General features: G+C 72.2%; 24 protein-coding genes and 1 tRNA gene. 14 read left to right on the forward strand and 11 right to left on the reverse strand.

Annotation, left to right across the window (positions count from 1 at the left end; translation table 11 throughout):
• The first annotated feature begins 92 nt into the window (after positions 1-92).
• Genes ACH5HR_RS12830 through ispF form a run of 3 tightly spaced genes read left to right on the forward strand, consistent with a single transcriptional unit; the run spans position 93 to position 1,809 of the window.
• The gene (locus ACH5HR_RS12830; protein ID WP_098464588.1) at positions 93-575 is read left to right on the forward strand and encodes a CarD family transcriptional regulator; all 483 of its coding nucleotides are present in this window, start codon (positions 93-95) and stop codon (positions 573-575) included.
• Positions 572-1,309, forward strand: coding sequence for a 2-C-methyl-D-erythritol 4-phosphate cytidylyltransferase (gene ispD / locus ACH5HR_RS12835; RefSeq protein ID WP_402374531.1), 738 nt, complete (start codon positions 572-574; stop codon positions 1,307-1,309). The genes ACH5HR_RS12830 and ispD overlap by 4 nt, the downstream gene beginning before the upstream one ends.
• Positions 1,306-1,809, forward strand: a complete 504-nt coding sequence (gene ispF / locus ACH5HR_RS12840) for a 2-C-methyl-D-erythritol 2,4-cyclodiphosphate synthase (protein ID WP_402374194.1) — start codon at positions 1,306-1,308, stop codon at positions 1,807-1,809. Before ispD ends, ispF begins: the two co-directional genes overlap by 4 nt.
• A gap of 3 nt (positions 1,810-1,812) precedes the next feature.
• Here the strand turns inward: ispF and ACH5HR_RS12845 are convergent, their stop codons facing one another.
• Positions 1,813-3,177: a D-arabinono-1,4-lactone oxidase gene (locus ACH5HR_RS12845; protein ID WP_416478188.1), complete on the reverse strand. Its 1,365-nt coding sequence runs from the start codon at positions 3,175-3,177 to the stop codon at positions 1,813-1,815.
• Between the two features lie 44 nt (positions 3,178-3,221).
• On the opposite strand from ACH5HR_RS12845, the gene ACH5HR_RS12850 reads away from it, so the two are divergent.
• From ACH5HR_RS12850 to rlmB, 3 genes are read left to right on the forward strand one after another with little or no spacing between them, the layout of a single operon-like run.
• Complete coding sequence (locus ACH5HR_RS12850) at positions 3,222-4,415, forward strand: type III PLP-dependent enzyme domain-containing protein (protein WP_416478189.1); 1,194 nt, start codon at positions 3,222-3,224, stop codon at positions 4,413-4,415.
• A 54-nt stretch (positions 4,416-4,469) separates the two neighbouring features.
• Positions 4,470-5,903, forward strand: coding sequence for a cysteine--tRNA ligase (gene cysS, locus ACH5HR_RS12855; RefSeq protein WP_416478191.1), 1,434 nt, complete (start codon positions 4,470-4,472; stop codon positions 5,901-5,903).
• Positions 5,903-6,895: a 23S rRNA (guanosine(2251)-2'-O)-methyltransferase RlmB gene (rlmB, locus tag ACH5HR_RS12860; protein WP_402374202.1), complete on the forward strand. Its 993-nt coding sequence runs from the start codon at positions 5,903-5,905 to the stop codon at positions 6,893-6,895. Before cysS ends, rlmB begins: the two co-directional genes overlap by 1 nt.
• Before the next feature lie 335 nt (positions 6,896-7,230).
• Here the strand turns inward: rlmB and ACH5HR_RS12865 are convergent, their stop codons facing one another.
• The 4 genes from ACH5HR_RS12865 to ACH5HR_RS12880 form a co-directional block, all read right to left on the reverse strand.
• Positions 7,231-8,508 (reverse strand): DUF4032 domain-containing protein, encoded by a 1,278-nt coding sequence (locus tag ACH5HR_RS12865; RefSeq protein WP_416478193.1) that lies wholly within the window; start codon positions 8,506-8,508, stop codon positions 7,231-7,233.
• Positions 8,509-8,590: 82 nt separating this feature from the next.
• The gene (locus tag ACH5HR_RS12870) at positions 8,591-9,706 is read right to left on the reverse strand and encodes an ABC transporter ATP-binding protein (RefSeq protein WP_416478195.1); all 1,116 of its coding nucleotides are present in this window, start codon (positions 9,704-9,706) and stop codon (positions 8,591-8,593) included.
• A 206-nt stretch (positions 9,707-9,912) separates the two neighbouring features.
• Positions 9,913-10,752, reverse strand: coding sequence for a trehalose-phosphatase (gene otsB / locus ACH5HR_RS12875; RefSeq protein WP_416478196.1), 840 nt, complete (start codon positions 10,750-10,752; stop codon positions 9,913-9,915).
• A complete protein-coding gene (locus ACH5HR_RS12880) occupies positions 10,745-12,208 on the reverse strand; it encodes an alpha,alpha-trehalose-phosphate synthase (UDP-forming) (RefSeq protein WP_416478198.1) in 1,464 nt (487 codons plus the stop codon). The genes otsB and ACH5HR_RS12880 overlap by 8 nt, the downstream gene beginning before the upstream one ends.
• Positions 12,209-12,380: 172 nt before the next feature.
• Here ACH5HR_RS12880 and ACH5HR_RS12885 point away from each other — a divergent pair, with 172 nt between their 5' ends.
• The 3 genes from ACH5HR_RS12885 (at position 12,381) to ACH5HR_RS12895 (ending at position 15,434) form a co-directional block, all read left to right on the forward strand.
• Positions 12,381-14,312, forward strand: a complete 1,932-nt coding sequence (locus ACH5HR_RS12885; protein WP_416478200.1) for a serine/threonine-protein kinase — start codon at positions 12,381-12,383, stop codon at positions 14,310-14,312.
• Between the two features lie 124 nt (positions 14,313-14,436).
• A complete protein-coding gene (locus tag ACH5HR_RS12890; protein WP_402374213.1) occupies positions 14,437-15,306 on the forward strand; it encodes a DsbA family protein in 870 nt (289 codons plus the stop codon).
• Positions 15,307-15,358: 52 nt separating this feature from the next.
• A tRNA-Thr gene (locus tag ACH5HR_RS12895) sits at positions 15,359-15,434 on the forward strand.
• Between the two features lie 86 nt (positions 15,435-15,520).
• On the opposite strand, the gene ACH5HR_RS12900 is transcribed toward ACH5HR_RS12895, so the two are convergent.
• Complete coding sequence (locus ACH5HR_RS12900) at positions 15,521-16,363, reverse strand: SGNH/GDSL hydrolase family protein (protein ID WP_416478201.1); 843 nt, start codon at positions 16,361-16,363, stop codon at positions 15,521-15,523.
• Positions 16,364-16,377: 14 nt separating this feature from the next.
• Positions 16,378-17,070 carry a uracil-DNA glycosylase gene (locus tag ACH5HR_RS12905; protein WP_402374217.1) on the reverse strand — a complete coding sequence of 231 codons (693 nt, stop codon included), beginning with the start codon at positions 17,068-17,070 and terminating at the stop codon, positions 16,378-16,380.
• 87 nt (positions 17,071-17,157) lie between these two features.
• Here ACH5HR_RS12905 and ACH5HR_RS12910 point away from each other — a divergent pair, with 87 nt between their 5' ends.
• The 5 genes from ACH5HR_RS12910 (at position 17,158) to ACH5HR_RS12930 (ending at position 21,217) form a co-directional block, all read left to right on the forward strand.
• Positions 17,158-17,469: a DUF3263 domain-containing protein gene (locus tag ACH5HR_RS12910; protein ID WP_402374533.1), complete on the forward strand. Its 312-nt coding sequence runs from the start codon at positions 17,158-17,160 to the stop codon at positions 17,467-17,469.
• Between the two features lie 67 nt (positions 17,470-17,536).
• Positions 17,537-18,247, forward strand: a complete 711-nt coding sequence (locus tag ACH5HR_RS12915) for a LytR C-terminal domain-containing protein (RefSeq protein WP_416478203.1) — start codon at positions 17,537-17,539, stop codon at positions 18,245-18,247.
• Positions 18,248-18,416: 169 nt separating this feature from the next.
• Entirely contained in the window at positions 18,417-18,620 is a 204-nt protein-coding gene (cspE, locus tag ACH5HR_RS12920; protein WP_106266085.1) for a transcription antiterminator/RNA stability regulator CspE, read from the forward strand.
• Positions 18,621-18,938: 318 nt separating this feature from the next.
• Complete coding sequence (groL, locus tag ACH5HR_RS12925; RefSeq protein ID WP_416478205.1) at positions 18,939-20,573, forward strand: chaperonin GroEL; 1,635 nt, start codon at positions 18,939-18,941, stop codon at positions 20,571-20,573.
• Positions 20,574-20,791: 218 nt separating this feature from the next.
• The gene (locus tag ACH5HR_RS12930; protein ID WP_416478206.1) at positions 20,792-21,217 is read left to right on the forward strand and encodes a hypothetical protein; all 426 of its coding nucleotides are present in this window, start codon (positions 20,792-20,794) and stop codon (positions 21,215-21,217) included.
• Between the two features lie 55 nt (positions 21,218-21,272).
• On the opposite strand, the gene ACH5HR_RS12935 is transcribed toward ACH5HR_RS12930, so the two are convergent.
• From ACH5HR_RS12935 to ACH5HR_RS12950, 4 genes are all read right to left on the reverse strand, one after another.
• Positions 21,273-21,560, reverse strand: a complete 288-nt coding sequence (locus ACH5HR_RS12935) for a WXG100 family type VII secretion target (RefSeq protein ID WP_402374225.1) — start codon at positions 21,558-21,560, stop codon at positions 21,273-21,275.
• 121 nt (positions 21,561-21,681) lie between these two features.
• Positions 21,682-22,410, reverse strand: a complete 729-nt coding sequence (locus ACH5HR_RS12940) for an HD domain-containing protein (protein ID WP_402374227.1) — start codon at positions 22,408-22,410, stop codon at positions 21,682-21,684.
• 99 nt (positions 22,411-22,509) lie between these two features.
• Positions 22,510-24,114, reverse strand: a complete 1,605-nt coding sequence (locus ACH5HR_RS12945; RefSeq protein WP_416478208.1) for a sensor histidine kinase — start codon at positions 24,112-24,114, stop codon at positions 22,510-22,512.
• Positions 24,111-24,854: a response regulator transcription factor gene (locus ACH5HR_RS12950; protein ID WP_416478210.1), complete on the reverse strand. Its 744-nt coding sequence runs from the start codon at positions 24,852-24,854 to the stop codon at positions 24,111-24,113. The genes ACH5HR_RS12945 and ACH5HR_RS12950 overlap by 4 nt, the downstream gene beginning before the upstream one ends.
• Positions 24,855-24,928 lie beyond the last annotated feature (74 nt).

The following is a 24,928-nucleotide window of genomic DNA, read 5'->3' on the forward strand; positions in this document are numbered from 1 at the left end:
CTGTCGCGAGCCACGGCGTGAACGCCTCCGGGCACGCAGAGCGAGCCCTTTCCCGTGATAGACTCACCTACTGGGAAAGGGGACATCTACAGATGACGTTCACAGTAGGCGAGACGGTTGTCTACCCGCATCACGGCGCCGCGCTGATCGAAGAGGTCAAGACGCGCAAGATCCGTGGTGAAGAGAAGATGTACCTCAAGCTCAAGGTCGCCCAGGGCGACCTGACGATCGAGGTCCCGGCCGAGAACGTCGACCTCGTCGGCGTGCGCGACGTGGTCGACCAGGAAGGCCTCGACAGGGTCTTCGACGTGCTGCGCGCCCCGTACACCGAGGAGCCGACCAACTGGTCACGGCGGTACAAGGCGAACCTCGAGAAGCTCGCGTCCGGCGACGTGATCAAGGTCGGCGAGGTCGTGCGCGACCTCTCGCGCCGTGACGCGGACCGTGGGCTGAGCGCCGGCGAGAAGCGCATGCTCGCCAAGGCTCGTCAGATCCTCGAGTCCGAGGTCGCCCTCGCCGAGGGCGTCGACGAGGAGAAGGCGGGCGCCATCATCGACGAGGTGCTCGCCTCCTGACGACGCTCGCGATCCTCACCGCGGCCGGCTCCGGCACGCGGCTCGGGCGGGACGTCCCCAAGGCGCTGGTCGAGGTCGGCGGCCTGCCGATGATCACGCACGCCGCCCGGGCGCTGGCGGGCTCCGGCGTGGTGGACGTCCTCGTCATCACCGCGCCGCCGGGTCGCAGCGCAGAGATGCGTGCCGCCGTCGGCCCGCTCGATCTCGAGCTGCACGTGGTCGACGGCGGCGTGACGCGTCAGGCGTCCGTCGCCGCCGGGCTCGCCCAGGCGGTCCCGGGCACGGACGTCGTCCTCGTGCACGACGCGGCCCGGCCGTTCACCCCGCCCGCGCTCGTCCGGCGCGTCGTGGCGGCCGTGCGCAGCGGGCATCCCGCCGTCGTCCCCGGCCTGCCGGTCACGGACACGATCAAGCGGGTGGCGCCCGACGACGGCGCCCCGGCCGGACGCTCCGCCTCCGGTGCGCCCGTGGTCGAGCGAGTCGTCGAGACCCCGGACCGCAGCGTGCTGCGTGCCGTGCAGACGCCGCAGGGCTTCGACCACGACCTGCTGGTCCGGGCGCACGCCGAGGGCGCCTCCCGGGCAGCCGCCGAGCACCTGGCCGCCACGGACGACGCGGGGCTGGTCGAGGCGCTCGGTGAGCCCGTGCACGTCGTCGCCGGCGACGCCGCGGCGCTCAAGATCACCACGGAACGCGACCTCGCCGTCGCCACCATCCTGCTGGAGGAACGATGAGCGCCCTGCCGCGGACCGGCGTCGGCGTCGACGTCCACGCGTTCGCCCCCGAGGGTTCGGACCGTGAGCTGTGGTTGGGCGGTCTGCACTGGCCGGGGGAGCGTGGGCTGGCGGGTCACTCGGACGCGGACGTCGCGGCGCACGCGGCAGCCGACGCGCTGTTCTCCGCGGCGGGCATCGGCGACCTCGGGTCGCACTTCGGTACCAGCGAGCCCGAGTGGGCCGGGGCGAGCGGTGCGGCCCTGCTCGCGGAGGCCGCGCGCCGGGTGCGTGCCGCGGGCTTCGAGATCGGCAACGTCGCCGTCCAGGTGATCGGGAACCGGCCGAAGGTCGGGCCGCGCCGGTCGGAGGCGGAGGCGGCGCTGTCGGAGGCTGCCGGCGCACCGGTGTCGCTGAGCGCGACGACGTCCGACGGGCTCGGGCTCACCGGTCGCGGCGAGGGCGTCGCGGCGGTCGCGACGGCACTGGTCGCCTCCCACGACGCCGAGGGTCGCCCCTGACGCTCAGAGGGCGCCGAGGACCCGGTCCGTGTACGCGTTGCGGAACGTTCCGGCGGGGTCGACGACGGCGCGGACGCTCGCGACGTCGTCGAGCGGGTAGTGCTCGGCCAGGTCGTCGGCGGTACGGGTGTGCAGCTTGCCCCAGTGCGGTCGCCCACCCGCGGCCACGAAGATCTCCTCCGCCGCGGCGAAGTACCGCTCGCGCGGCATGCGGTGGTACTGGTGCACGGCCACGTACGCCGTCTCCCGGCCGCGCGCCGTCGAGAGCCACACGTCGTCCGCCGCCGCGCAGCGCACCTCCACGGGGAACGGCACCGGTTCGCCGGACGTCCGCAGCCAGGCCGCGAGATCGGTCAGCACCTCGCGCAGCGCGGCGCGCGGCACGGCGTACTCCATCTCCGCGAAGCGCACCCGCCGCCGTGTCACCAGCACGCGGTCCGACGGCGCCACGTACGTGCGGTCGCCGAGCGCGGCCGCGCTCACCCGGTTGATCCGTGGGACCCAGCGGGGGGCCGCGGCCGCCAGCCGCATGGCGACCCCGAGGGCACCGTTGGCCAGCACCTCCTCGTCGAGGACGGTGCGCGCCCCTGCGCCCAGACGCCGCACCGTGCCGGCGAGGCCCTCCTGACGCTCGGCGTGCGCGGCAGCCTCGTCACGGTCCAGGGGGTCGTTGCACCACGTGAGCATGCGGTCCGTGCCGGGGAACCAGTAGGCGTCGACCCGTTGGTGCTGCGCCACGAGCTCGTCGTAGCCCTCCACGACCTCGCGCCACGGCCGTACCGTCTCCGTCGAGCGGAGCAGGTAGGCCGGTACCACCTCGAGGGTGACAGCGGCGAGCACGCCCACCGTGCCGAGACCGAGCCGGGCCACCTCGAAGAGCACCCGCTCGGGCGAGCCGGCGGGGTCGTCGTCGGTCACGGTGCGCACGGTGCCGTCGGCGTGCACGAGCCGCAGGCCGCGAACCTGGGTGGCCAGCCCGCCGAGCCGGGCGCCCGTGCCGTGGGTGCCGGTCGAGATCGCGCCGGCGACCGACTGTCGGTCGATGTCGCCCAGGTTGCGCATCGCCAGGCCGTGCGAGGCGAGGATCGCGTTGAGCTCGTGCAGCCGGGTGCCCGCTCCCACGGTCACGAGCGCACCTCCCGAGGGCAGCCGCTGCATCGACTCCAGGCCACGCAGGTGGTCCAGGCTGAGCAGCAGCCCGTCCGTCACGGCCGCGTCGGTGAACGAGTGCCCGGCCCCGACGGCGCGCACCCGCAGGCCGTCGGCCGCCGCGCGGGCCACCATGGCGCGCAGCGCCGGCTCGTCGCGGGGCGTCGCACGCTGTGCCGGTTCGGCGGTGAAGGTCCGCCCCCAGGTGGTGAACGTCACGGCGAACACTCTGCCACGCCGGGCCGCCGGTGTACCGTGCGTGCATGGGCGAGACCGAGCGGCTGACCAGGGCCACGGACGGTCTGCCCGCGCCGCTCGCCGTCGTCGACCTCGACGTGTTCGACGCCAACGCGGCGAGCCTGCTCAGCCGGGCCGGCGGCACCCCGGTCCGCGTGGCCGCCAAGTCGGTGCGGGTGCGCTCGCTGATCGAGCGGGCACTGGGGGCCGGGTTCGCGGGCGTCATGGCCTTCTCGCTGGACGAGGCCATGTGGCTGGTGGGCACCGGCGTGCGCGACGTCCTCCTCGGCTACCCGACGGTCGACGCCGGAGCGCTCGCCCGGCTCGCCGGCGACCCGGTCGCACGCCGCGAGATCACCCTCATGGTCGACGACGTCGCGCAGCTCGCGCTCGTGCGGACCGCGCTCGCCGGACGGGACGCAGCAGCCGGAGAGCCCGCGCTGCCGGACGTCGCGGTGTGCCTCGACGTGGACTCCTCGCTGCGGGTCGGGTGGGGTCCCCTTCAGCTCCACCTGGGCACCCGGCGGTCGCCGCTGCGCAGCCCGGAGCAGGTCGCCGCGCTGGCGGTCGAGGTGGCCGGTACCGAGGGTCTGCGCCTGCGGGGCCTGATGTTCTACGAGGCGCAGGTCGCCGGCGTGCCCGACACCCCGGCGGTCCGGGTGGTCAAGGCGCTCTCCGTGCCGGACGTCGACCAGCGGCGCCGCGGCATCCTCGCGGCGGTGCGTGCCGCCGTCGGGCACGACGTCGAGCTGGTCAACGCCGGTGGCACGGGCTCCCTCGAGACGTCCGCGGCCGGGACCGGGGTGACCGAGGTGACCTCGGGGTCCGGGCTGTTCGTCCCCGGCACGTTCGACGCGATGCGCTCCGTGACGCAGCGGCCGTCCGCCTTCTTCGGGCTCGACGTCGTGCGGAACCCGGGGCCCGGGTGGGCGACGGCGTTCGGCGGCGGGTACATCGCCTCCGGCCCCGCGGGCCGGTCCCGCCTGCCGCGGCTGGTCACTCCCGGTTGGGCGCTGACCCGGCAGGAGGCCGCCGGCGAGGTGCAGACGCCGTTGCGGCTGCGGGGTGGGCGTCCTCTGGACGTGGGGGACCGGGTGTGGTTCCGTCACGCCAAGGCGGGCGAGCTGATGGAGCGGTTCGCCGCCGTGCACCTGGTGCGCGGCGACGAGGTGGTCGGGACGGTGCCGACCTACCGTGGCGAGGGTCGCACCTTCGGCTGAGGGTCCACGCCGCCCGGCTCCGAGGAGCGGCGACCAGGCCGGTACCCTGGACCGGTGACCTTGCACCTGTATGACACCGCCACGCGCACCGTGCGCGAGCTCGTCCCTCGAACCCCTGGCAAGGTCGGCATCTACCTGTGCGGCGCGACCGTCCAGTCGTCGCCGCACGTCGGCCACCTGCGCCCCGCCGTCGCGTTCGACGTGCTGCGCCGCTGGCTGCAGCGCAAGGGTTTGGACGTGACGTTGATCCGCAACGTCACCGACATCGACGACAAGATCCTGACCAAGGCGGCCGCGGCCGGGGTCGAGTGGTGGGCGCACGCCGCCACGTACGAGCGGGAGTTCACCGCCGCGTACGACGCCCTGGGCGTCCTGCCGCCCACCTACGAGCCGCGCGCCACCGGCCACGTGCCGCAGATGATCGACCTGATGGAGCGACTCGTCGAGTCGGGGCACGCGTACACCACCGGGCCCGGCAACGTCTGGTTCGACGTCCGCTCCTGGCCCGCCTACGGCGAGCTGACCACGCAGCGGCTCGAGGACCTCAACCCCGAGTCCACGGACGACGCCGTCGCGACGGAGAAGCGCGACCCCCACGACTTCGCGCTGTGGAAGGCGTCGCGGCCCGGGGAGCCGGCGACCGCGGCCTGGGACACGCCGTTCGGGCGCGGCCGGCCGGGCTGGCACCTCGAGTGCTCCGCGATGGCGCGCCGGTACCTGGGCGAGTCCTTCGACATCCACGGCGGCGGTCTCGACCTGCGGTTCCCGCACCACGAGAACGAGCAGGCCCAGTCCCGAGCCGCGGGCTACGGGTTCGCCGACCGGTGGATGCACTCGGCCTGGGTGACCCAGCAGGGCGTGAAGATGAGCAAGTCGCTCGGCAACGGGCTGCTCATCGACGAGGTGCTCGCCAAGGCGCCCGCTCCGGTCGTGCGCTACGCCCTCGCGGCGGTCCAGTACCGCTCGATGCTCGAGTGGGGGCCGGACACGCTCGACGAGGCGCGTCACACCTGGGAGCGGCTCGTCGGCTTCGTGGCACGCGCCTCCGAGCGCGTCGGTGACGTGTCCCGCACAGAGGTCGCCACGTCGGCGCTGCCGCCGGCCTTCGAGGCAGCGTTGGACGACGATCTCAACGTCCCGGCCGCGCTCGCCGTCGTGCACGAGACGTTGCGCTCCGGCAACAGCGCCCTGGCCGCAGGGGACGACGACGGCGCTCGCCTGGCGCTGGTGACGCTGCGGGGGATGCTGGACGTGCTCGGCCTCGACCCCGCCGACCCGCACTGGGCCGCGGAAGCCGACACCAAGGTGGCCGACGCGCTCGACGCCGTCGTGGGCGCGGAGCTCGAGGCGCGTGCCGCAGCCCGAGCCGCGAAGGACTGGGCCACCAGCGACGCGATCCGGGACCGCCTCGCGGCGGCCGGCGTCGTCGTGCAGGACTCACCGGACGGTGCCCGCTGGGCGTTGTCCACCACGGAGGAGAACAGCTGATGGCGGGCAACTCGCAGCGTCCCGGCGCGAAGCGCAAGGGCAGCACCAAGAAGGGCGCACAGGTCGGTACCGGCGGCCACAGCCGCAAGGCGCTCCAGGGCAAGGGACCGACGCCGCGGGCCGAGGACCGCACCTACCACCCGGCGCACAAGAAGAAGGTCGCCGCGGAGAAGCGGCAGGAGTCGCAGAAGGCGCAGGGCGCACGCAAGGGCGTCTCCCGCGGCACGCGCAAGGCGACCGGTGGCGCGGAGGTGGTGGCCGGCCGCAACGCCGTGCTCGAGGCGCTGCGCACGCAGGCTCCCGTCACGGCCGTGCACATCGCCGAGCGCATCGACCACGACGACCGCACCCGCGAGATCATCGAGCTCGCCTCGATGCGGGGGGCGCGGCTGCTCGAGTCGTCGCGCGGGGCGCTGGACCAGCTCACCGAGGGTTCCGTGCACCAGGGCGTGGCGCTCGAGGTGCCGCCGTACGAGTACAAGGACGTCGAGGACCTGCTCGATGCCGCCGCCGACGCCGGGGAGCCGCCGCTCATCGTGGCGCTCGACTCGGTCACCGACCCGCGCAACCTCGGGGCCGTGCTGCGGTCGGCGGGCGCGTTCGGCGCGCACGGCGTAGTGGTGCCCTCCCGGCGCTCGGCCTCCGTCACGGCGTCGGCCTGGAAGGTCTCGGCCGGGGCCGCGGCCCGCGTGCCGGTCGCGAAGGAGACCAACCTGGCGCGGACGCTGACCGACCTGAAGAAGGCGGGCCTGTTCGTCGTCGGGCTCGACGCCGGTGGGGACACCGAGATCCGCGACCTGGCCTTCGCGACGGACCCGCTGGTGATCGTGGTGGGCTCGGAGGGCAAGGGGCTCTCGCGCCTGGTCCGCGAGACCTGCGACGCCGTGGCGTCGATCCCCATCGCGTCGTCGGTGGAGTCGCTCAACGCCGGCGTGGCCGCGGGGATCACGCTGTACGAGGTGGCGCAGGCCCGGGCCGCGGCCACCGCCTGACGCCGAGGTAGTACCGGATTGCGCGAGGTAGTGGGACGCGCGCCGAGGTAGTGGGTCGCGTGACGAGGTAGTTGGCCCGGTCGGGTTCCGCCGGGTGTCGGGCGCCGTGCACGGTCGCGTTCACGGGCGCTGGGCGCCCTCCACTTCGGGATTGACGACCGTGCACGGCACCCGACACCCGGCTTGAGCGTTTGCGCCCGGGCGCTACCTCGCGCCGTCGGGCACTACCTCGGCGCGAGCGCTACTACCTCGGCCCCAGCCCTACTACCTCGCGAAACCCGGTACTACCTCGGCAAGGTCCGTACTACCTCGGCGGCCGTGCTACTACCTCGGCGTCAGCCGTCCGACGATGCGTAGTGGAAGTAGTCCGACTCGGGGCCGTCCTCGGGCGTCTCTCCGGGGGCGAGCCCGAGGATGGCCTTCTCGTCGGGGCGGTGCTGGAGCACGTTCTCGACGTACGACGCGACCGTCTCGGGCATCGGCACGTCGCGCTGCGCCTGCTCGGAGATGTACCACCGGTGGTCGAGGATCTCGTGGTACAGCTGCGCGGGCTCGAGCTTGCGTCGCAGCTCGCGGGGCACCGCACGGATGGTCGGCCGGAAGACGTTCTGCAGCCAGTCGTGTGCCACGAGCTGCTCGTCGTCGTCCTGCCGCTCGGTCGCCGCCTGGTAGGAGTCGAGGTCGTTGAGCAGCCGGCGAGCCTGGTTGTCCTGAACGTCCAGGCCGGTGAGCTTGAGCAGCCGCCGCGAGTGGTGCCCCGCATCCACCACCTGGGGCTGGATCTGCACCGTGGTGCCGCCGATGTCCGTGGTGATCGACAGCTCGCCCACGTCGAAGCCGAGCTCGTTGAGCCTCTCGATGCGGGCGGCGACCCGCCAGCGCTCGTCGGCGTGGAAGGCCTCGACGCCGGTGAGCGCCTGCCACAGCTCGGTGTAGCGCTCGACCAGCGAGTCGCCGATGGCGATCTCGTCGACCTCCTCGTCGAGCAGCTCGCCCGCGGCGAGGTCCATCAGCTCGCCGATGATGTTGGTCCGCGCGAGGTCGAGGTCGTACTCCCGCTGCCCCCGGGTGAGCTCGCGGTGCAGGGCTCCCGTCTCGGCGTCGACGAGGTACGCCGCGAACTGTTCCGCGTCGCGCCGGAACAGCGTGTTGGACAACGACACGTCGCCCCAGAAGAACCCGGTCAGGTGCAGTCGCACGAGGAGCACCGCGAGGGCGTCGATCAGCCGGTTCGCGGTCTCGTCGCGCAGGGCCTGGCTGAACACGGAACGGTATGGCAGCGAGAACGCCAGGTGCTCGGTCACGAGGGCGGCCTCGAGAGGTTCGCCCGTGTCGGACCGGCGGCCCGTGACCACGCCGACGGGTGTCACGGCGGGGACGTCGAGCTTGCGCAGCTGGCGCAGCATCTCGTACTCGCGGAAGGCGATCGACTCGCTGATCTCCTTGATCGCGAGCACACGGCCGTCGAGGCGCACGAACCGCACCACGTGCCGGGAGATGCCGCGGGGCAGGGCGGCCAGCACGTCGGCCGGCCACTCGGCGAGGGGCTGCCGCCAGGGGAGGTCGAGCAGCGCCGAGTTCGGCGTCGCCGAGGTGATCTGCAGCTGTTCCATCGGGTGTCAGCGTAGACGACGGCGGGGCAGGTCCGGTCGATGCCGGACCCGCCCCGCCGCGATGCTGCTGCTCAGGCGTCGCTCAGAGTCGCGCGCCCGTCGCGGGGGAGAACACGTGCGACTTGCCCGGCTCGATGGTGACGTGGATGGTGTCACCCTTCATCGGGACGTCGCGCGGGTCGATGCGCACGATGACCTGGTCGGAGTTGCCGGAGTGCAGCTCGCCGGCGGCACCCTCGGTCTTGAGCGAGCCGTACACGAACGCGTCCGAACCGAGCTCCTCGACGAGGTTGACCTCGACCTGCAGGGCACCGTCCGTGCTGGACGGGACGATCTCGAGCGCCTCGGGACGGAACCCGACGGTGATCTTGCCGCCGTCGGCGTCCGTGAGCTGGCTGATGGTCTCCCGCTCGAGCGGGACGGAGGCGTGGCCGACGATGGCCTTGCCGTCCTTGACGTCGAACGTGCCGACGTTCATGGCCGGGGAGCCGATGAAGCCCGCGACGAACACGTTCGCCGGGGTGTCGTACATCTCGCGCGGGGTGCCGACCTGCTGCAGCAGACCGTCCTTGAGGACGGCGATGCGGTCACCCATCGTGAGGGCCTCGGTCTGGTCGTGCGTGACGTAGACCGTCGTGACGCCGAGGCGGCGCTGCAGGGACGCGATCTGCGTACGCGTCTGGACACGGAGCTTGGCGTCGAGGTTCGACAGCGGCTCGTCCATGAGGAACACCTGCGGCTGACGCACGATGGCACGGCCCATGGCCACACGCTGACGCTGACCACCGGAGAGCGCCTTCGGCTTGCGGTCGAGGTACTCGGTGAGGTCGAGGATCTTGGCGGCCTCTTCGACGCGCTGGCGGATCTCGGCCTTCGGCGTGCCCGCAATCTTCAGGGCGAAGCCCATGTTGTCGGCCACCGACATGTGCGGGTAGAGCGCGTAGTTCTGGAAGACCATCGCGATGTCGCGGTCCTTGGGCTGCACGTCGGTGACGTCGCGGTCACCGATGTAGATGTGCCCGCCGTTGACGTCCTCGAGGCCCGCCAGCATGCGCAGCGAGGTCGACTTTCCGCAGCCCGAGGGGCCGACGAGGACGAGGAACTCGCCGTCCTCCACCTCGAGGTTGAGCTGGTCCACGGCCGGGCGCTCAGAGCCCGGGTAGATCCGCGTCGCGTGGTCGTAGGTGACCGAAGCCATGGTGATTCCCTCCACCGGCAGGTACGTGCCGGACGATCCGTTGTGGTCGGGTGTCTTGCGTTCACGACTGGCGTGTCAGCGGTGACACATTCTGTTGTCCTGCGCGCGCATACCGGACCGTTCCGGCGGCCTCGCGCTGACTGATCGTACATGGCCGTGACCGGGATCACGCCATGTCGCTGGTCACGTCCCTGCAGGGCCGTGCGTCACACCGCGAGGAGGTCGGTGATCCGGTCCAGGACCGCGGCGACGCCGTCGCTGTCGGCGACGCGGTGCTCGGCGAGGGTCTCGCCCGAGCCGACCTTGAGGGTGACGTCGCCCGCACCGAGCACGGCGAAGGCCTTCTCGTCGGTGGTGTCGTCGCCCGCGTACAGGACACGCGTGGCCGGGGCGCCGACGTCGTGCGCGACGACGGTGCGCAGCCGCTCCAGCGCCTCGCCCTTGGACGTGTGCAGGACGGCGATCTCGACCACATCCTTGCCGTGCATGGCGTCCAGCCCGAGACGTGCTGCTGCGGCGTCGGCCGCCTCGACGGCAGCGGCCGAGTCGGCGGGCCTGGCCGTGCGCGTGTGCAGGACGGCGGCGCTCGGCTTGCGCTGCACCCACGCCCCTTCGCGGCCGACGACGGCGGAGTCCAGCGCGGCCGTCAGCTCGGCCAGGACGTCGGTCTGCTCAGGCGTGAGCTCGAGCGGGACGGCGTCGATCCCGTCGGCGGTCGCGTGGCCGGTCTGCGCCCCGTGGCTGCCCACGAGGTACGTGCCGGCGGGCGGGAGGGAACGCAGCGCCAGGTCGTCGAGGTCGCGCCCCGAGACGAAGGCGATCCGGGCACGACCCGCCGCCCCAGCCGCACCGGAGGCCTCGCGCACGTGCGCCCCCAGCCGGTCCACGGCGGCGCGGGTCGCCGGCGTCATGCGGGACGCCGTCGGGTCGTCCACGAGCGGGGCGAGCACCCCGTCGAAGTCGAGGGCGACGAGCACCGCGGCGCCGTCGTCGGCCACGAGCCGTTCCAGCGCGGCGACGAGGGGGGTGTCGATCGGGTCAGACATGCGTGTCCCGGGTCGGCATGGCCGTCAGGACGCCGAGGAACGACTTCGACCACTTCGCGACGTCGTCGCCCATGACCTTGCGGCGCAGGCGGCGCATGCGGCGGCGCTTCTCCTTGGGGTCCATGTGGGCGGCGGTGACGATGATGTCCTTCATGCCGTCGATGTCGTGCGGGTTGACGAGCAGCGGCCCGGGGGCGAGCTCGTCGGCCGCGCCGGTGAACTCGGACAGGACGAGCACGCCGCCCAGGTCGGAGCGGGCCGCGATGTACTCCTTGGCGACGAGGTTCATGCCGTCGCGCAAGGAGGTCACGAGCATGACGTCCGCCGCGAGGTAGAGGGCCGCCATCTCCTCCGGCGGGTAGGAGTGGTGCAGGTAGTGGATCGCGGAGTGCCCGATCTCGCCGAACTCGCCGTTGAGGCGTCCCACGAGGCTCTCGACGTGCTCGCGGAGCTCCTGGTAAGCGCCGACGTTCTCGCGTGACGGGCTGGCGACCTGGACCAGCGTGGTGTTGGCGGCCTCGATGCGGCCGTCCTGGAGGATCTCGCCGTAGGCCTTGATCCGGTGCCGGATGCCCTTGGTGTAGTCGAGGCGGTCGACGCCGAGCATGACGACGTCCGGGTCGCCCAGGTCGGCGCGGACCTCCTTGGCGCGGGCCTGGACCTCGGGGCTGCGGGCCAGCTCGTCGAACTTGGCGGTGTCGATGGAGATCGGGAAGGCCGCCGCGCGCACCCGCCGGCCGGGGGAGCCGTCGTCGGAGTCCATGGAGACGACCGAGCCGCGGGTCGGGTGGTCCGTGAGGCGTCGCACCGCGCGGACGAAGTTGGAGGCGTCCCCGCCGCGCTGGAAACCGACGAGGTCGGCGCCGAGCAGGCCTTCGAGGATGCTCCGGCGCCACGGGAGCTGCTGGAACAGCTCGACCGGGGGGAAGGGGATGTGGTCGAAGAACCCGATGCGCAGGTCGGGTCGGAGGTCGCGCAGCATCTTGGGCACGAGCTGGAGCTGGTAGTCGTGCACCCACACGACGCCCCCGTGGGCCGCCTGCGCGGCCGCGGCGTCCGCGAACCGCTGGTTGACGCGCCGGTAGGCCTCCCACCACTGCCGGTGGTAGGTGGGCGGCGCGATCACGTCGTGGTACAGCGGCCACAGGGTGTCGTTGGAGAAGCCCTCGTAGTACTTGCGGATCTCGCTCGCGGAGAGCGTGACCGGGACCAGCATCATGCCATCTGCCTCGAAGGGCTCGTGCGCGAGGTCCGGTGCGCCGGACCAGCCGACCCAGGCGCCGTCGTTCTCCTGCATGACCGGCTCGAGCGCCGAGACCAGTCCTCCGGGGGACCGCTGCCAGTCCACCTCGCCGTCCGCGTCCACGGAGAAGTCGACCGGGAGCCGGTTCGCCACGACGACCAGGTCGTAGCCTCCGGATCCGTCGGAGCCGTTTGCCGATCCTTGACCTTTCAAAGGTGTTCTCTCCCAAGATTGGTGGCATCCTGCTCTTTCTTGACAGGGTAGCCAGACTCCCACCGGGCACCTTACCGACCAGGTCTACCGCCTGCTCGGTCACGGCAGGGAGACGGGCCCGCCGGGCCCGTGCGAGCGCGCGGACCCCCACCCCGGCGCTACGGTGTGGCCCATGGGAGAGGGCGACGAGTCGCAGGTGATGACGGCGGGCGCCCCGGTGTCCGGAGCCGACGGGACGCTGCCCGTCGGGGCCGACGTCGGCGGCTACTCCGTCGTGTCCCTGCTGGGCCGCGGGGCGATGGGCGCCGTCTACGAGGCGGTCGACGGCGGCGGGCAGCGCGTCGCCCTCAAGGTGCTGCACGCGCACGTGGACGCCAACCCCGCCGGCCGGCAGCGTCTGCGGCGCGAGGTCGCGGCGCTGCAGCGTCTGCGGCACCCGGCCGTCGCCCAGGTGCTCGACGCAGAGTTCGAGGGGCCCCACGCGTTCGTCGTCACCGAGCTCATCGAGGGGCTCACGCTCGAGGAAGAGGTCGACGCGCGCGGCCCCCTCGACGTCGCCGACCTCTTCTCCCTGGCGGACCAGCTCGCCGACGCCCTGGAGTCCGTGCACGCCGCCGGGGTGGTGCACCGCGACCTCAAGCCCTCCAACGTGATGGTCACCGGCGACGGCCCGTCGCTCATCGACTTCGGGATCGCGCAGAGCCCCGAGGACGCCCGCACCACCATGACCGGGTTCGTGATGGGCACCCCGGGGTACATCGCGCCCGAGCTCCTCGACGGCGGCGACCCCGTGCCCGAGACCGACTGGTGGAGCTGGGCCGCGCTGCTCGCCTTCGCCGCCACGGGCCGGTCACCCTTCGGCGTGCGGCCCACCGACCTGGTGCTGCGCCGGTCGCGGGAGGGCCGGGCCGACCTCGTCGGCGTCCCCGCCCGTACCGGCCGGGCGCTCGCGGGCGCGCTGCACGCCGACCCCGCACGCCGTTGGGGTCCCACCGACGTGGTGCGCGCCGTCCGCCGAGACCTCGAGGAGGGGACGAGCGACGTCGTCGGCGTCCCGGAGGACCCGCACGCCACCCAGCGCATCGTGGTCGCCGCCGGTGCGGCGACGGCGGCGCTCGCGGGCGCAGCAGGGGCGATGGCCCACCAGGGGGACGACACCGCGGTCTCCGGCGAGTCCGGGGACGACGGCGGCACGGCACCGGACCGGGAGCCCGACGGCGACGTCGTGGGCCACGGGGCGGCCCGGTCCGTGGGGGTGCCCGCGGGTGACGAGACCGCCGTCGTCGGGCCTCCCGTACCGCCGCCGCCGGACCCGCAGGACGCCGGGCAGGTGATGTCGGCGGACGAGCGTGAGCGGGCGATGGCGCAGGACGGCGGCACCCAGGTCCTGCCGGTCGGGGACGTGCGGTACCGCAGCTACGACGAGCTGGCCGACGTGACGCCGGACCCGGAGCCGGAGCAGCCCGCCGGTCCGTACACGGCCCCTGTGCACGGACGCCGGTGGGGGACCGTGCTGGCGCTCGGTCTGCCGTTCGTCGTGCTGGCTGCCTTCTACCCGCTGATCACGTTCGGCGTGTTCTGCGGCGTCACCGTGCTGTGCCGGATCGTCGGCGTCTCGGGCCACCGCTTCCACGAGCGGCGCGAACGCAAGGGCGTGCACCGCTCCGACGGGCTCGTGGCGGGCCTGCTCCTGCCGTACCACGCCGCGATCGGCGCGATCGGCGTCGTGCCGGCGGTGCTGGTCGGCGGCTGCGTCGGGCTGCTCGCGGTCATGGGCGGCTACTGGCTGTTCGGGGACGGCAACCTCATCGTCGTGCCGCTGGAGGACGTCGCCTCCCGGTCGGTCGGCGGGCGGAACGCCCCGGTCGTCTTCGGTCTCGTGCTGGCCGGCTCGATGGTGTCGGCGGTGCTGGCGACCTGGTTCGGGCCGGCCGGGCGCACGGCGCGCGACGGCGCACGGACGATCCTGGCCAACCTCGCGCCCGGGCTGCTCGGCGCGGCCGTCGTCGTGGCGGTGTGCCTGGTCGGGTCGTGGATCCTGTACGCACAGCTCTCGCACCCGGTCGAGTGGTGGCCCATGGACGGCCCGCCGTCGTTCTTCTGACGGCCTCCCAGGTGTCTCCCAGGTCCTCGCGCTAGGTTCTCGCGGGCCGACGTCCGGCCGCAGGTAGGCTGACGCGCGGATCTGCCGCCCGGAACCCACGACGACCCGAAGGACCTGTACCGAGATGTCGAACAAGAACAAGGCCCAGCTCCGCGAGGAGGCGCGCCAGGAAGCGCTCGCGCGGCAGCAGAAGCAGGTGCAGCGCGACCGGCGCAACCGGATCCTGGTCTTCGGTGGCCTCGGCCTCGCGATCGCCGCACTGGTCGCCGTGGCGGCGTTCATCCTCATCAACGAGGGCGCCAAGAAGAACGTCGAGGACATCCCGCTGGCCGAGGTCACCGACGTGCCGTCCACGGCGCTCGAGTCGGGCGGCATCCCCGTGGGTGCCGACCTGGTCGCCGGCACCGAGAACGAGGGTGCACCCGTGGTCGACGAGTACCTCGACTACATGTGCCCGGTCTGCGGCCAGTTCGAGCAGGTCAACGGCGCCGACGTCGAGACGATGGTCACGTCCGGCGACGCCACCGTCGTCTTCCACCCCGTGTCGATCCTGGACCGGGCCTCCAACAACACCGAGTACTCCACCCGCGCGGCCTCGGCGGCCTACTGGGTGGCCGACCGCGCGCCGGAGGCGTTCTTCGCCTTCAACGAGGCGCTGTTCGCGAACCAGCCGGAGGAGGGCACCCCCGGCCTCGACGACGAGGCGATCGCCGACCTGGCGGAGGGCGCCGGCGCACCGGCGGACGTCGCCGCGGGCATCGCCGACGGCACCGCCCGCGCGACCTTCGGCCAGTACGTGTACTCGCTGACGAACGATGCGACCGCCGACGAGTCGCTGATGAACGCCAACGGAGGCTTCGGTACGCCGACGATCCTGGTCGACGGTGAGCGCTTCGAGGGCTGGAGCCAGCCCGGTGGCCTGCTGACGGCCGTGCAGGGCGGCGAGCCCGCGGCCGAGGAGGAGCCGGCCGAGGAGGAGGCCGCGGAGGGCTGACCCTCTCGCGGGGGCCGGCCGACCGCCGCGCGGTAGGCTGGTCCCCGCTCCCGCCGCCTTAGCTCAGCTGGTAGAGCTCCCGTCTTGTAAACGGAAGGTCGTCGGTTCGAATCCGACAGGCGGCTCCACCGTTCTGTTGTGGGCGCGATTTCTGGCCCGATTCGTCCCTTTCGGGCCGATATCCAGCCCAGAAATCGCGCCCACAACACTGTGGTCAGCGCTCGGACGGCGGCCAGATCGACGGTTCGGCCCACTTGGCCAGCCGGCCGTCACCGCTCGACGTGCCGGTGATCCGCCGTCGGACCCAGGGGGCCACGTGCACCCGCGCCCACTGCGCGTCCGCCTGCAGCTTCCGGTAGAACCGCACCGGGGGCGCGACGTCCAGCGGGACGTCGAACGCCGGGTCGTCCGGCTCGAGCCCCAGGCCCACGAGCGCGGCGTTCGACACGCGGCGGTGCCCCTCGTCGGTGAGGTGGATGCGGTCGTCGGACCACATGCGCCAGTCCATCAGGCCACGCAGGCCCCAGGTGTCCAGCACGAACGCCCCGTGGCGCTGCGCGATCGACCAGATGTTCGCGTTGTAGATGCCGACGCGGCCCTGCATCCAGTTCAGCGCGCCGCCGGTGCGGAAGCCGGTCCCGAGCAGGACGTCGGCCCCCGTCGAGCGGATCTCGGCGACCGCCTGCTCGAGCGCCCCCGAGAGCCCGTGCACGTCCGCCTGCGGACGCAGGATGTCGTTGCCGCCACCGACCAGCGACACCAGGTCCGGCTCCATGGCCAGCGCTCGAGGGACCTGCTCGGCGATGATCTGGCGGAGCTTGCGCCCTCTGATCGCGAGATTGCCGTACTCGAACGGGGCATCACCGCGGCGCTCGGCCAGATGGTCGGCGAGCCGGTCCGCCCAGCCGCGCAGGACGCCGTCGGACGCGGTACCGGCCGCCACGGGCGTGCCGTCCGCGTGCGGGTACGGGTCCCACAGGCCTTCGGAGAACGAGTCGCCGATCGCGACGTAGCGGGACCAGCGCGGGGTGGAGGAGGGCGAGTTCACGTCCCCCATCTTGCACCCGTCGCTCAGGGCAGACGCCAGTCCACGGGTGCGGCCCCCTGCTGCTCCAGCAGCGCGTTGACGCGCGAGAACGGCTTGGACCCGAAGAACCCGCGGTAGGCCGCCAGCGGGCTCGGGTGCGCGGACTCCACCGTGGGCGTGGCGCCCAGCCACGGCTTGAGCGACGCGGCGTCACGACCCCACAGGATCGCGACCAGCGGCCCGCCCCGCGCCACCAGCGTCTTGATCGCGGCCTCGGTGACCTGCTCCCAGCCCTTGCCGCGGTGCGACGCCGGTTCCCCCGGCCGCACCGTGAGCACCCGGTTCAGCATCATCACGCCCTGGTCGGCCCACGGGCTCAGGTCGCCCGACGACGGCGGGGGAGCGCCGACGTCGTCCGCCAGCTCCGTGTAGATGTTCGCCAGAGACTTGGGGACCGGCCGGACGTGCGGCTGGACCGAGAACGACAGGCCCATGGGGTGGCCGGGCGTCGGGTACGGGTCCTGCCCCACCACCAGCACCCGGACGTCCGCGAGCGGACGGCGGAACGCGGCGAAGACGTCGCCCGGCGCCGGCAGGTAGGTGCGCCCGGCCGCGACCTCGGCGCGCAGGAAGTCCCCCATCGCGTGGACCTGGGGCTCGACGTCGGCGAGTGCGGCAGCCCAGTCGGCTGCCATCACGGTGTCCAGGGCGGGTCGCGTCGTCGTCGGGGAGTCCACGCACGAGACGCTAGCGCACTCGCGACGCGCGGCCCAGGATGCCCGGGACGGCGTCCGAGGTGCCCCATACTGGCCGCTATGAGCGAGATGCTGGTCCAGGACATCGACACCACGACGGAGGCCCCGTCGTCGGTCACCGAACCCGGTGCGCTGACCGACCGGGATCGCGAGATCCTCGCCTTCGAGAAGCAGTGGTGGAAGTACGCCGGATCGAAGGAGCAGGCCGTGCGCGAGCTCTTCGACATGTCGGCCACGCGGTACTACCAGGTGCTCAACGCCCTGATCGACACCCCGGCCGCGCTCGAGCACGACCCGATGCTCGTGAAGCGGCTGCGCCGGATGCGGGCCACCCGCCAGCGGGCGCGCACCGCCCGGCGACTCGACGGGACGAACGGCTGACCTGCGGTGGCGCGATGCTGAACAACGGCTGTAGGTCCCGGGGCGGGGAACCGCTACCCTGTCCGGCGTGACAAAGAGCCAGTACCCGTACCCGCCCGACGAGTTCGACGTCCGCGGTCCCGAGGGAGCGCCGGTGGGAGTCCACCGCGAGCCCCGGAGCGGGTGGAGCTCGGTCTGGCCGTTCCTGCTCGTCGCGGTGGTCTTCGCCGGTCTGGGGATCGGCGTCATCTCCTTCCTGTCCGACGGCGGCGACACGCCGACGGAGAACCCGCCGGCGGCCTCCGAGCAGTCGGCAGCGCCGGAGGACTCCGAGGGCGGCGAGGGCTCTGAGGGCGAGGGCTCCGGCGAGGAGCCGACCGACGGCTCGGGCGACGAGGGGTCCGAGGGTGACGAGGGCGAGGGCGACGAGACCGAGGAGCCGTCCGAGGAGCCGAGCGACGAGGTGACGGACGATGCGGTGGACATCGACGCGCTGATCGCTGAGGGCGACACCAGCGCCTTGGTCCGGGTGCTGAACGACGACAGCGGCGTGAGCGGCGAGGCCGGACGGGGATCCGACGCCCTTTCGTCGTACGGCTTCACCAACACGGAAGCGAACAACTACGACGGTGACTCTGGCCAGACGACCAACGTGGTCTGGTACGCCGAAGGCCGTGCGGAGACGGCAGCAGCCGTCGCAGCGATCATGGGGATCCCGGCGGAACAGACGTCGCAGCAGCCACTTGCGAGCGGCGACGTCGTGGTCGTCATCAAGGAAGCCCTCGACATCGCTGAGTGATCTCGCTGGTCACGCACGTGCGGGTAGAGCCGGTCAGCTGACCCGGGCGCGGTCCGCGAAGATCGCGACACCCTGGATTCGGATGCTTCCCTTCGAGTGACCTCCGCCACTAGTCTCCTGTTCACTGCGGGGCGTCGGCCCCGTGTGCCAGAACGATGAGGAGAAGTAGATGGCCCAGGGCACCGTCAAGTGGTTCAACGCCGAGAAGGGGTACGGCTTCGTCACGCCGGCTGACGGCGGACAGGACCTGTTCGTCCACTTCAGCTCGATCCAGGCAGACGGGTACCGCACCCTCGACGAGGGTCAGCAGGTGGAGTTCGAGGTCGGCCAGGGCCAGAAGGGCCCGCAGGCGGAGCAGGTCCGCCCGCTCTGATCGTGCTGATCTAGACAGACCGCGTCGGCGAGGGCCGGCGCCCGACGGCGCATCGATGCGTCGGGGGCGCCGGCCTTCGTCGTGTCCGGGGTGCCGCCGTCGGGCGCGGTTGTGCGCCGACGGCGAACGTCTTGCACTCTCGACAGGAGAGTGCCAATAATGGGTTAGCACTCTCGGCTGTCGAGTGACAGCCGGGGTCGACAACCTTGGTCGAAAGGTGAGGCACGCCCACGCCCGTGATGTGAACGGTGCGGGGGCGCGTCGTCCGTCGCGGGCACCGGCCGACCATCCACCAGCCACAGCGGAGGATCAGTCCCCATGGCCAAGATCATCGCGTTCGACGAGGAAGCTCGTCGGAGCATGGAGCGCGGGCTCAACCAGCTCGCCGACACCGTGAAGGTCACGCTCGGCCCCAAGGGCCGCAACGTCGTCCTGGACAAGAAGTGGGGCGCCCCCACGATCACCAACGACGGTGTCTCCATCGCCAAGGAGATCGAGCTCGAGGACGCGTTCGAGAAGATCGGCGCCGAGCTCGTCAAGGAGGTCGCCAAGAAGACCGACGACGTCGCGGGTGACGGCACCACCACCGCGACCGTGCTCGCCCAGGCGCTCGTCCGCGAGGGTCTGCGCGTCGTCGCGGCCGGCGCCAACCCGATCGCCGTCAAGCGCGGCATCGAGAAGGCTGTCGAGGCGGTCACCGAGCAGCTGCTCAATGCGTCGGTCGACGTCGAGACGAAGGAGCAGATCGCTGCCACGGCCGCGATCTCCGCCGGCGACCTCGCCATCGGCGAGCTCATCGCCGAGGCCCTCGACAAGGTGGGCAAGGAAGGCGTCATCACCGTCGAGGAGTCGAACACCTTCGGCCTCGAGCTCGAGCTCACCGAGGGCATGCGCTTCGACAAGGGCTTCCTCGCCCGCTACTTCGAGACGGACCCGGAGCGCCAGGAGGCGGTCCTCGAGGACCCGTACGTCCTGATCGTCGAGTCGAAGATCTCGAACGTCAAGGACATGCTGCCGCTGCTCGACCAGGTCATGAAGTCCGGTCGTTCGCTGCTGATCATCGCCGAGGACGTCGAGGGCGAGGCCCTGGCGACCCTGGTGCTGAACAAGATCCGCGGCACCTTCAAGTCCGTCGCCGTCAAGGCCCCGGGCTTCGGCGACCGCCGCAAGGCCATGCTGCAGGACATCGCGGTGCTCACCGGTGGCCAGGTCATCACCGAGACCGTCGGCCTCAAGCTGGAGAACGCCACGCTCGAGGAGCTCGGCCAGGCCCGCAAGGTCGTCGTCACCAAGGACGAGACCACGATCGTCGAGGGCACCGGCGACGCCGACCTCATCGCCGGTCGCGTGCAGCAGATCCGTTCCGAGATCGAGAAGTCGGACTCGGACTACGACCGCGAGAAGCTGCAGGAGCGCCTCGCCAAGCTGGCCGGCGGCGTCGCCGTCATCAAGGCCGGTGCGGCCACCGAGGTGGAGCTCAAGGAGCGCAAGCACCGCATCGAGGACGCCGTGCGCAACGCCAAGGCCGCCGTCGAGGAGGGCATCGTCGCCGGTGGTGGCGTCGCGCTCCTGCAGGCCGGTGCCGCCGCGTTCGCCAAGCTCGAGCTCGAGGGTGACGAGGCGACCGGTGCGCAGATCGTCAACGCAGCGATCTCGGCCCCGCTGAAGCAGATCGCCATCAACGCCGGCCTCGAGGGCGGCGTCGTGGCGGAGAAGGTCCGCGGTCTCACCCCGGGTCACGGCCTCAACGCCGCGACCGGTGAGTACGAGGACCTGCTGGCCGCGGGCGTCAACGACCCGGTCAAGGTGACGCGTTCCGCGCTGCAGAACGCCGCGTCGATCGCCGCGCTGTTCCTCACCACCGAGGCCGTCGTGGCTGACAAGCCGGAGCCCGCCGGTGCCTCCGGTGGCGACGGTGGCGGCATGGGCGACATGGGCGGCATGGGCTTCTGACCCACGCTCGCTCGGTGCGGTAGCCCGCGCCATGCACGACGGCGGCCGGTCGTCCGGGGAGTTCGCTCCCGGGCCGACCGGCCGCCGTCCGTCGCTGTAGCCCTGTGTTGTGGGCGCGATTTCTGGCCCGTTATGCCCGAGATATCAGTATTTACGGCCCAGAAATCGCGCCCACAACGCTTGACCCTGCACCGGGGTGCAGGGGTGAGGGTGAGCGCATGACCCGAACCGGCGCACTGCGCATCGTGCGGCTCTCCGCCCCCTACGACCTGCTCGTCACGGCCCCGCTCGCGCTGCCCTGGACGGCCGCCCTCGTCCTGACCGGGCTCGCCTGGGCCCATACCGGTCTGGGGCTCGACGGCGTCGCACCGGACCCGTCGAACGTCTACGTCGTGCTGTTCGCCAGTCTCGTGGGCGGCCTGGTGACGGTGTGGGCGCTCGTGCGGCTCTGGCGGCCGACGGAAGAGGACGTCCGGCGTCTCCGGTTCCTGCGGCGTGGGCAGGAGCTCGGGTTCCCTGCGCAGGATGCGGACGGCGCTCGGGGACGTCCTCGCGGCGCAGCGGCTCGACCCGGCCGTTCCGTGCCCGGTCGTGGGCGCCCTCGCCTGATCACCCGAGGTTGTGGGCGCGATTTCCGGCACTGAATGTTCCGCAAAAGGGGCAAAACGGGCCAGAAATCGCGCCCACAACTGGAAGGGGTCAGCGGGCGAAGAGGCGGGCTGCCTGGCTCTCCGCGTCCGCATAGGTGGTCGATGCGGACTGCAGCGCCGCCGTGACGGAGTCGAGCGCCGTCTCGACCTGCGCCTGGGCGGACTGCCACTGCGCCATGACACCCGCGAACGACGTCGCGGCGCTGCCGTGCCAGCTCGACTGCAGATCCTGCAGATGGCGCATCATCGCCCCGACCTCAGCCCGGATGGCCCCTACAGACCCGTTCACCGCGGCGCTCGCCTGCGCCACCCGCTCGCTGTCGACCTCGTACCGCATGCTGTCTCCTCCGTCGTCGTCCCGGTGGACCGGGCTGAGCATGACGGTAGGTCGCAGCGTGCGCTGCGCGCCGCCGTCGTCCACAGCCTGTGGACGACGAACTACCTCGACGCGAGCGGCACTACCTCGGCGACGGGCCAGCCGTCGCCTCCTCGCCCAGCTTGCGGCGCTCCTTGGCCAGGCGGTGCAGCTCGGCGTCGAGGTTCTGCCGCGCCGGCTCCTCCCAGGTCGCCCCGAGCGGGCTCACGTAGAGGTTCGGTCGCCCCAGCAGCTTGGTCAAGACCTTGATCCGCGCGTCGAGATAGTCCGGCAGCGGGATGTGAGCGTACTCGGCGCGGATCTCCCCGACGTACTCCTTGTAGCGCTGGGGCTCGGCGGCGAGCATGCCCAGGTCGGCGTCGTTGAGCACCGCGGAGTCGAAGTCGCCGGGGGCGGCCTTGTGCCGGGCGAGCGTGTCGACCAGCTCCCCGACGCGGTCCGCCGACTCCACGGGCACGCCGATCTCCACGAGCTGGGTGCGCGCGAGCTCGGCGCTGAGGGTGGTCTGCTCCCCGCCGCGCGTCGCGTAGGCGACCTTGCGGTCCGCGTCGAAGACGGCGCCGTGGTACCAGGCGGCGAGGCGGACGAGGTCGGGCTCGTGGGTCTCGTGAGCGAGCTCGTCGACCCGGTGCAGGACGGCGGCGAGATGGCGCAGGTTGTGGAAGTGGCGGCCAGGCCCGGACCACCGTTCGATGAGCTCTTCGCCCACCGCGCGGATCGATTCCTCGGGCTCCGTGGCGCCCGCCCCCCGACAGGTGCGGACGAACGCCGAGAGGAACCACTGCGGCGCGCCGGCGCTGGGGACGCCCATCGCTATCAAGACCTTTGCTCGGAGATCGTTCCTTGTCTCCCTGTCAGCCTACGACCGTCGACCGACACTCGGGTCCCCGACGGCCCGCTGACCGGGCCGTCACGCAGCGTAGCCGCCGGCAGCCGGAAGGAGAACCTGCACGGTCAAGCCGCCGCCCGGCGTCTCGACCACGGAGGCGGAACCGCCGTGCGCACCGAGGATCGCGGCGACGATCGCCAGGCCCAGCCCGGACCCGCCCGACTCGCGGTTGCGCGAGGAGTCGGCGCGGTAGAACCGCTCGAAGACCCGCCTGGCCTGCTCCGGGGAGACCCCGGGCCCGTGGTCACGCACCTCGACCACGACGCCGTCCGCCACGGTCCCGAGCGCGAGCTCGGTGGGCGACCCGGCCGGCGTGTGCCGGGCGACGTTCCCCACGAGGTTGGTCAGGACCTGCCGCAGCCGGTCCGCGTCACCGACGGTGCGCAGCGCCGACGGCGGGGCCTCGCCCCGCAGCCCCGTCACCGAGACGGTGCGCGTCGGGTCGAGCGCGTGCAGGTCCTGCGCGGTCTCGTGGGCGAGCGCCGCGAGGTCGACGACCTCGTGCCGCATGGGCCGTCCCTCGTCGAGGCGCGCGAGGACGAGCAGGTCGTTGACGAGCGTGCCCATCCGGCGGGCCGAGTCCTCGATGCGCACCATCGTGTCCTCGACCTTCTCGTCCGTGTCGAGTGCGCCCATCCGGTACAGCTCGCCGTAGCCGCGCACCGTGGCGAGCGGCGTGCGCAGCTCGTGGCTCGCATCCGACACGAAGCGCCGCATCCGCTGCTCGGAGGCCTCCTGCACGGCGAACGCCGACTCGATCTGCGTGAGCATCGCGTTGAGCGAGTGCGACAGCGAGCCGACCTCCGTCGAGGGCGGCTGCTCGGGCACGCGGCGCGACAGGTCGCCCTCCGCGATCGCGGCGGCGGTGGCCTCGATGCGGCGCAGCGGGCGCAGCGAGTGCTGCATCAGCCAGAACGCGAGCGCGCCGCCGAGCACGACGATCCCGATGCCCGACCAGAGCAGCGAGCTCGACAGGTAGGCGGTCGTCTTGTCGACCGCGGCCATCGGCAGGGCGACGTACGCGGCGCCCTCGACGGGACTGTCCTGCGTCTGGCTGCAGGGGATGGACACGACGCGCCACGTCGTCGGGTCGGAGCCGCCCTCCGAGTCGACGGTGAAGGGCTCGAGGCCGCGGTCCACGACGGCGGTCAGCGACTCGTCGGGGATCTGCGGCTCGCCGAACCGATCGAGCGTCGCGGTCCAGCCTGCCGGGCCGCCGTCGAGCCCGTTGCAGCTCCGCAGGGTGACGGCGTACTCGCTGGGGATGTGCTGGCTGCCCTCGGCCGGGTTCAGCGCCGTCATGCGGGCCACGCCCTGTGCCGACTGCTTGAGCTGGGTGTCGAGCTGGTCGACCAGGTAGTTCGACACGACGGTGCGCGTCGTGAGGCCGGCGATGATCATCCCGGCGCCCAGCAGCAGCACGAGGATCGCCACCAGCCGTACCCGCAGCGGCACCTGCGCGAACCAGCCCCAGTGCTGCTCGTCCGGTGCGCCCGGCGGGACCTCCGTCGTCGGCCCGGGAACGTCCGTGCCCGACGGCGGTCCCTCCGCAGCGCTCGGCTCCCCGGGGGCTGCTGGTGCGGCGAACGTCGGCTCGGTGCTGTCGGGCCGGTCGCGGAAGGTCATCGCTGCTGTGCGCGCAAGAGGTATCCGACGCCACGCTTGGTGTGGATGAGCGGGGGCAGCTCGACTTCCGCGCCGTCCGGCCCGGTGATCGTGACGTGGTCGATCTTGCGGCGCAGGTAGGAGATGTACGACTCGACGATGTTCGCGTCGCCGCCCCAGTCGTACTGCCACACGTGGTCGAGGATCTGGGCCTTGGAGAGCACGCGGCCGGCGTTGAGCATGAGGTACCGCAGCAGCTTGAACTCGGTGGGGGAGAGCTCGAGCTCGACGCCGGCGCGGTGCACCTCGTGGCTGTCCTCGTCGAGCTCGAGGTCGCCCACGCGCACGACGGCGTCGTCGTCCGGCTCGCCTCCGGCGGTGCGTCTCAGCACGGCGCGGATGCGGGCGACGACCTCCTCGAGGCTGAACGGTTTGGTGACGTAGTCGTCTCCGCCGACGGTCAGGCCCTGGATCTTGTCCTGGGTGTCGTCGCGGGCGGTGAGGAACAGCACGGGGGTGTGCCGGCCGGTGGCGCGCATCCGGCGGGTGACGGTGAAGCCGTCCATGTCGGGCAGCATGACGTCCAGCACGACGAGGTCCGGCTCGGTGTCGCGGACGAGCTCGAGCGCGCTGGCGCCGTCAGCCGCGGCATGCACCTGGAAGCCGGCGAAGCGCAGGGACGTGGAGAGCAGCTCGCGGATGTTCGGCTCGTCGTCGACGACGACGAGCCGTGCCTCCGGGGTGTCGGTGGTGGCGGCCATGGGTTCAGTGTGCTCCCGATCCCTGAAGGTTTCCTGAATGCGCGGCGTACGAGTCGCGGGGCGACCCTCCTGCC

The sequence above is a fragment of the Isoptericola maris genome, from assembly GCF_048065335.1.
GTDB classification, from domain to species: Bacteria; Actinomycetota; Actinomycetes; order Actinomycetales; family Cellulomonadaceae; genus Isoptericola; species Isoptericola rhizosphaerae.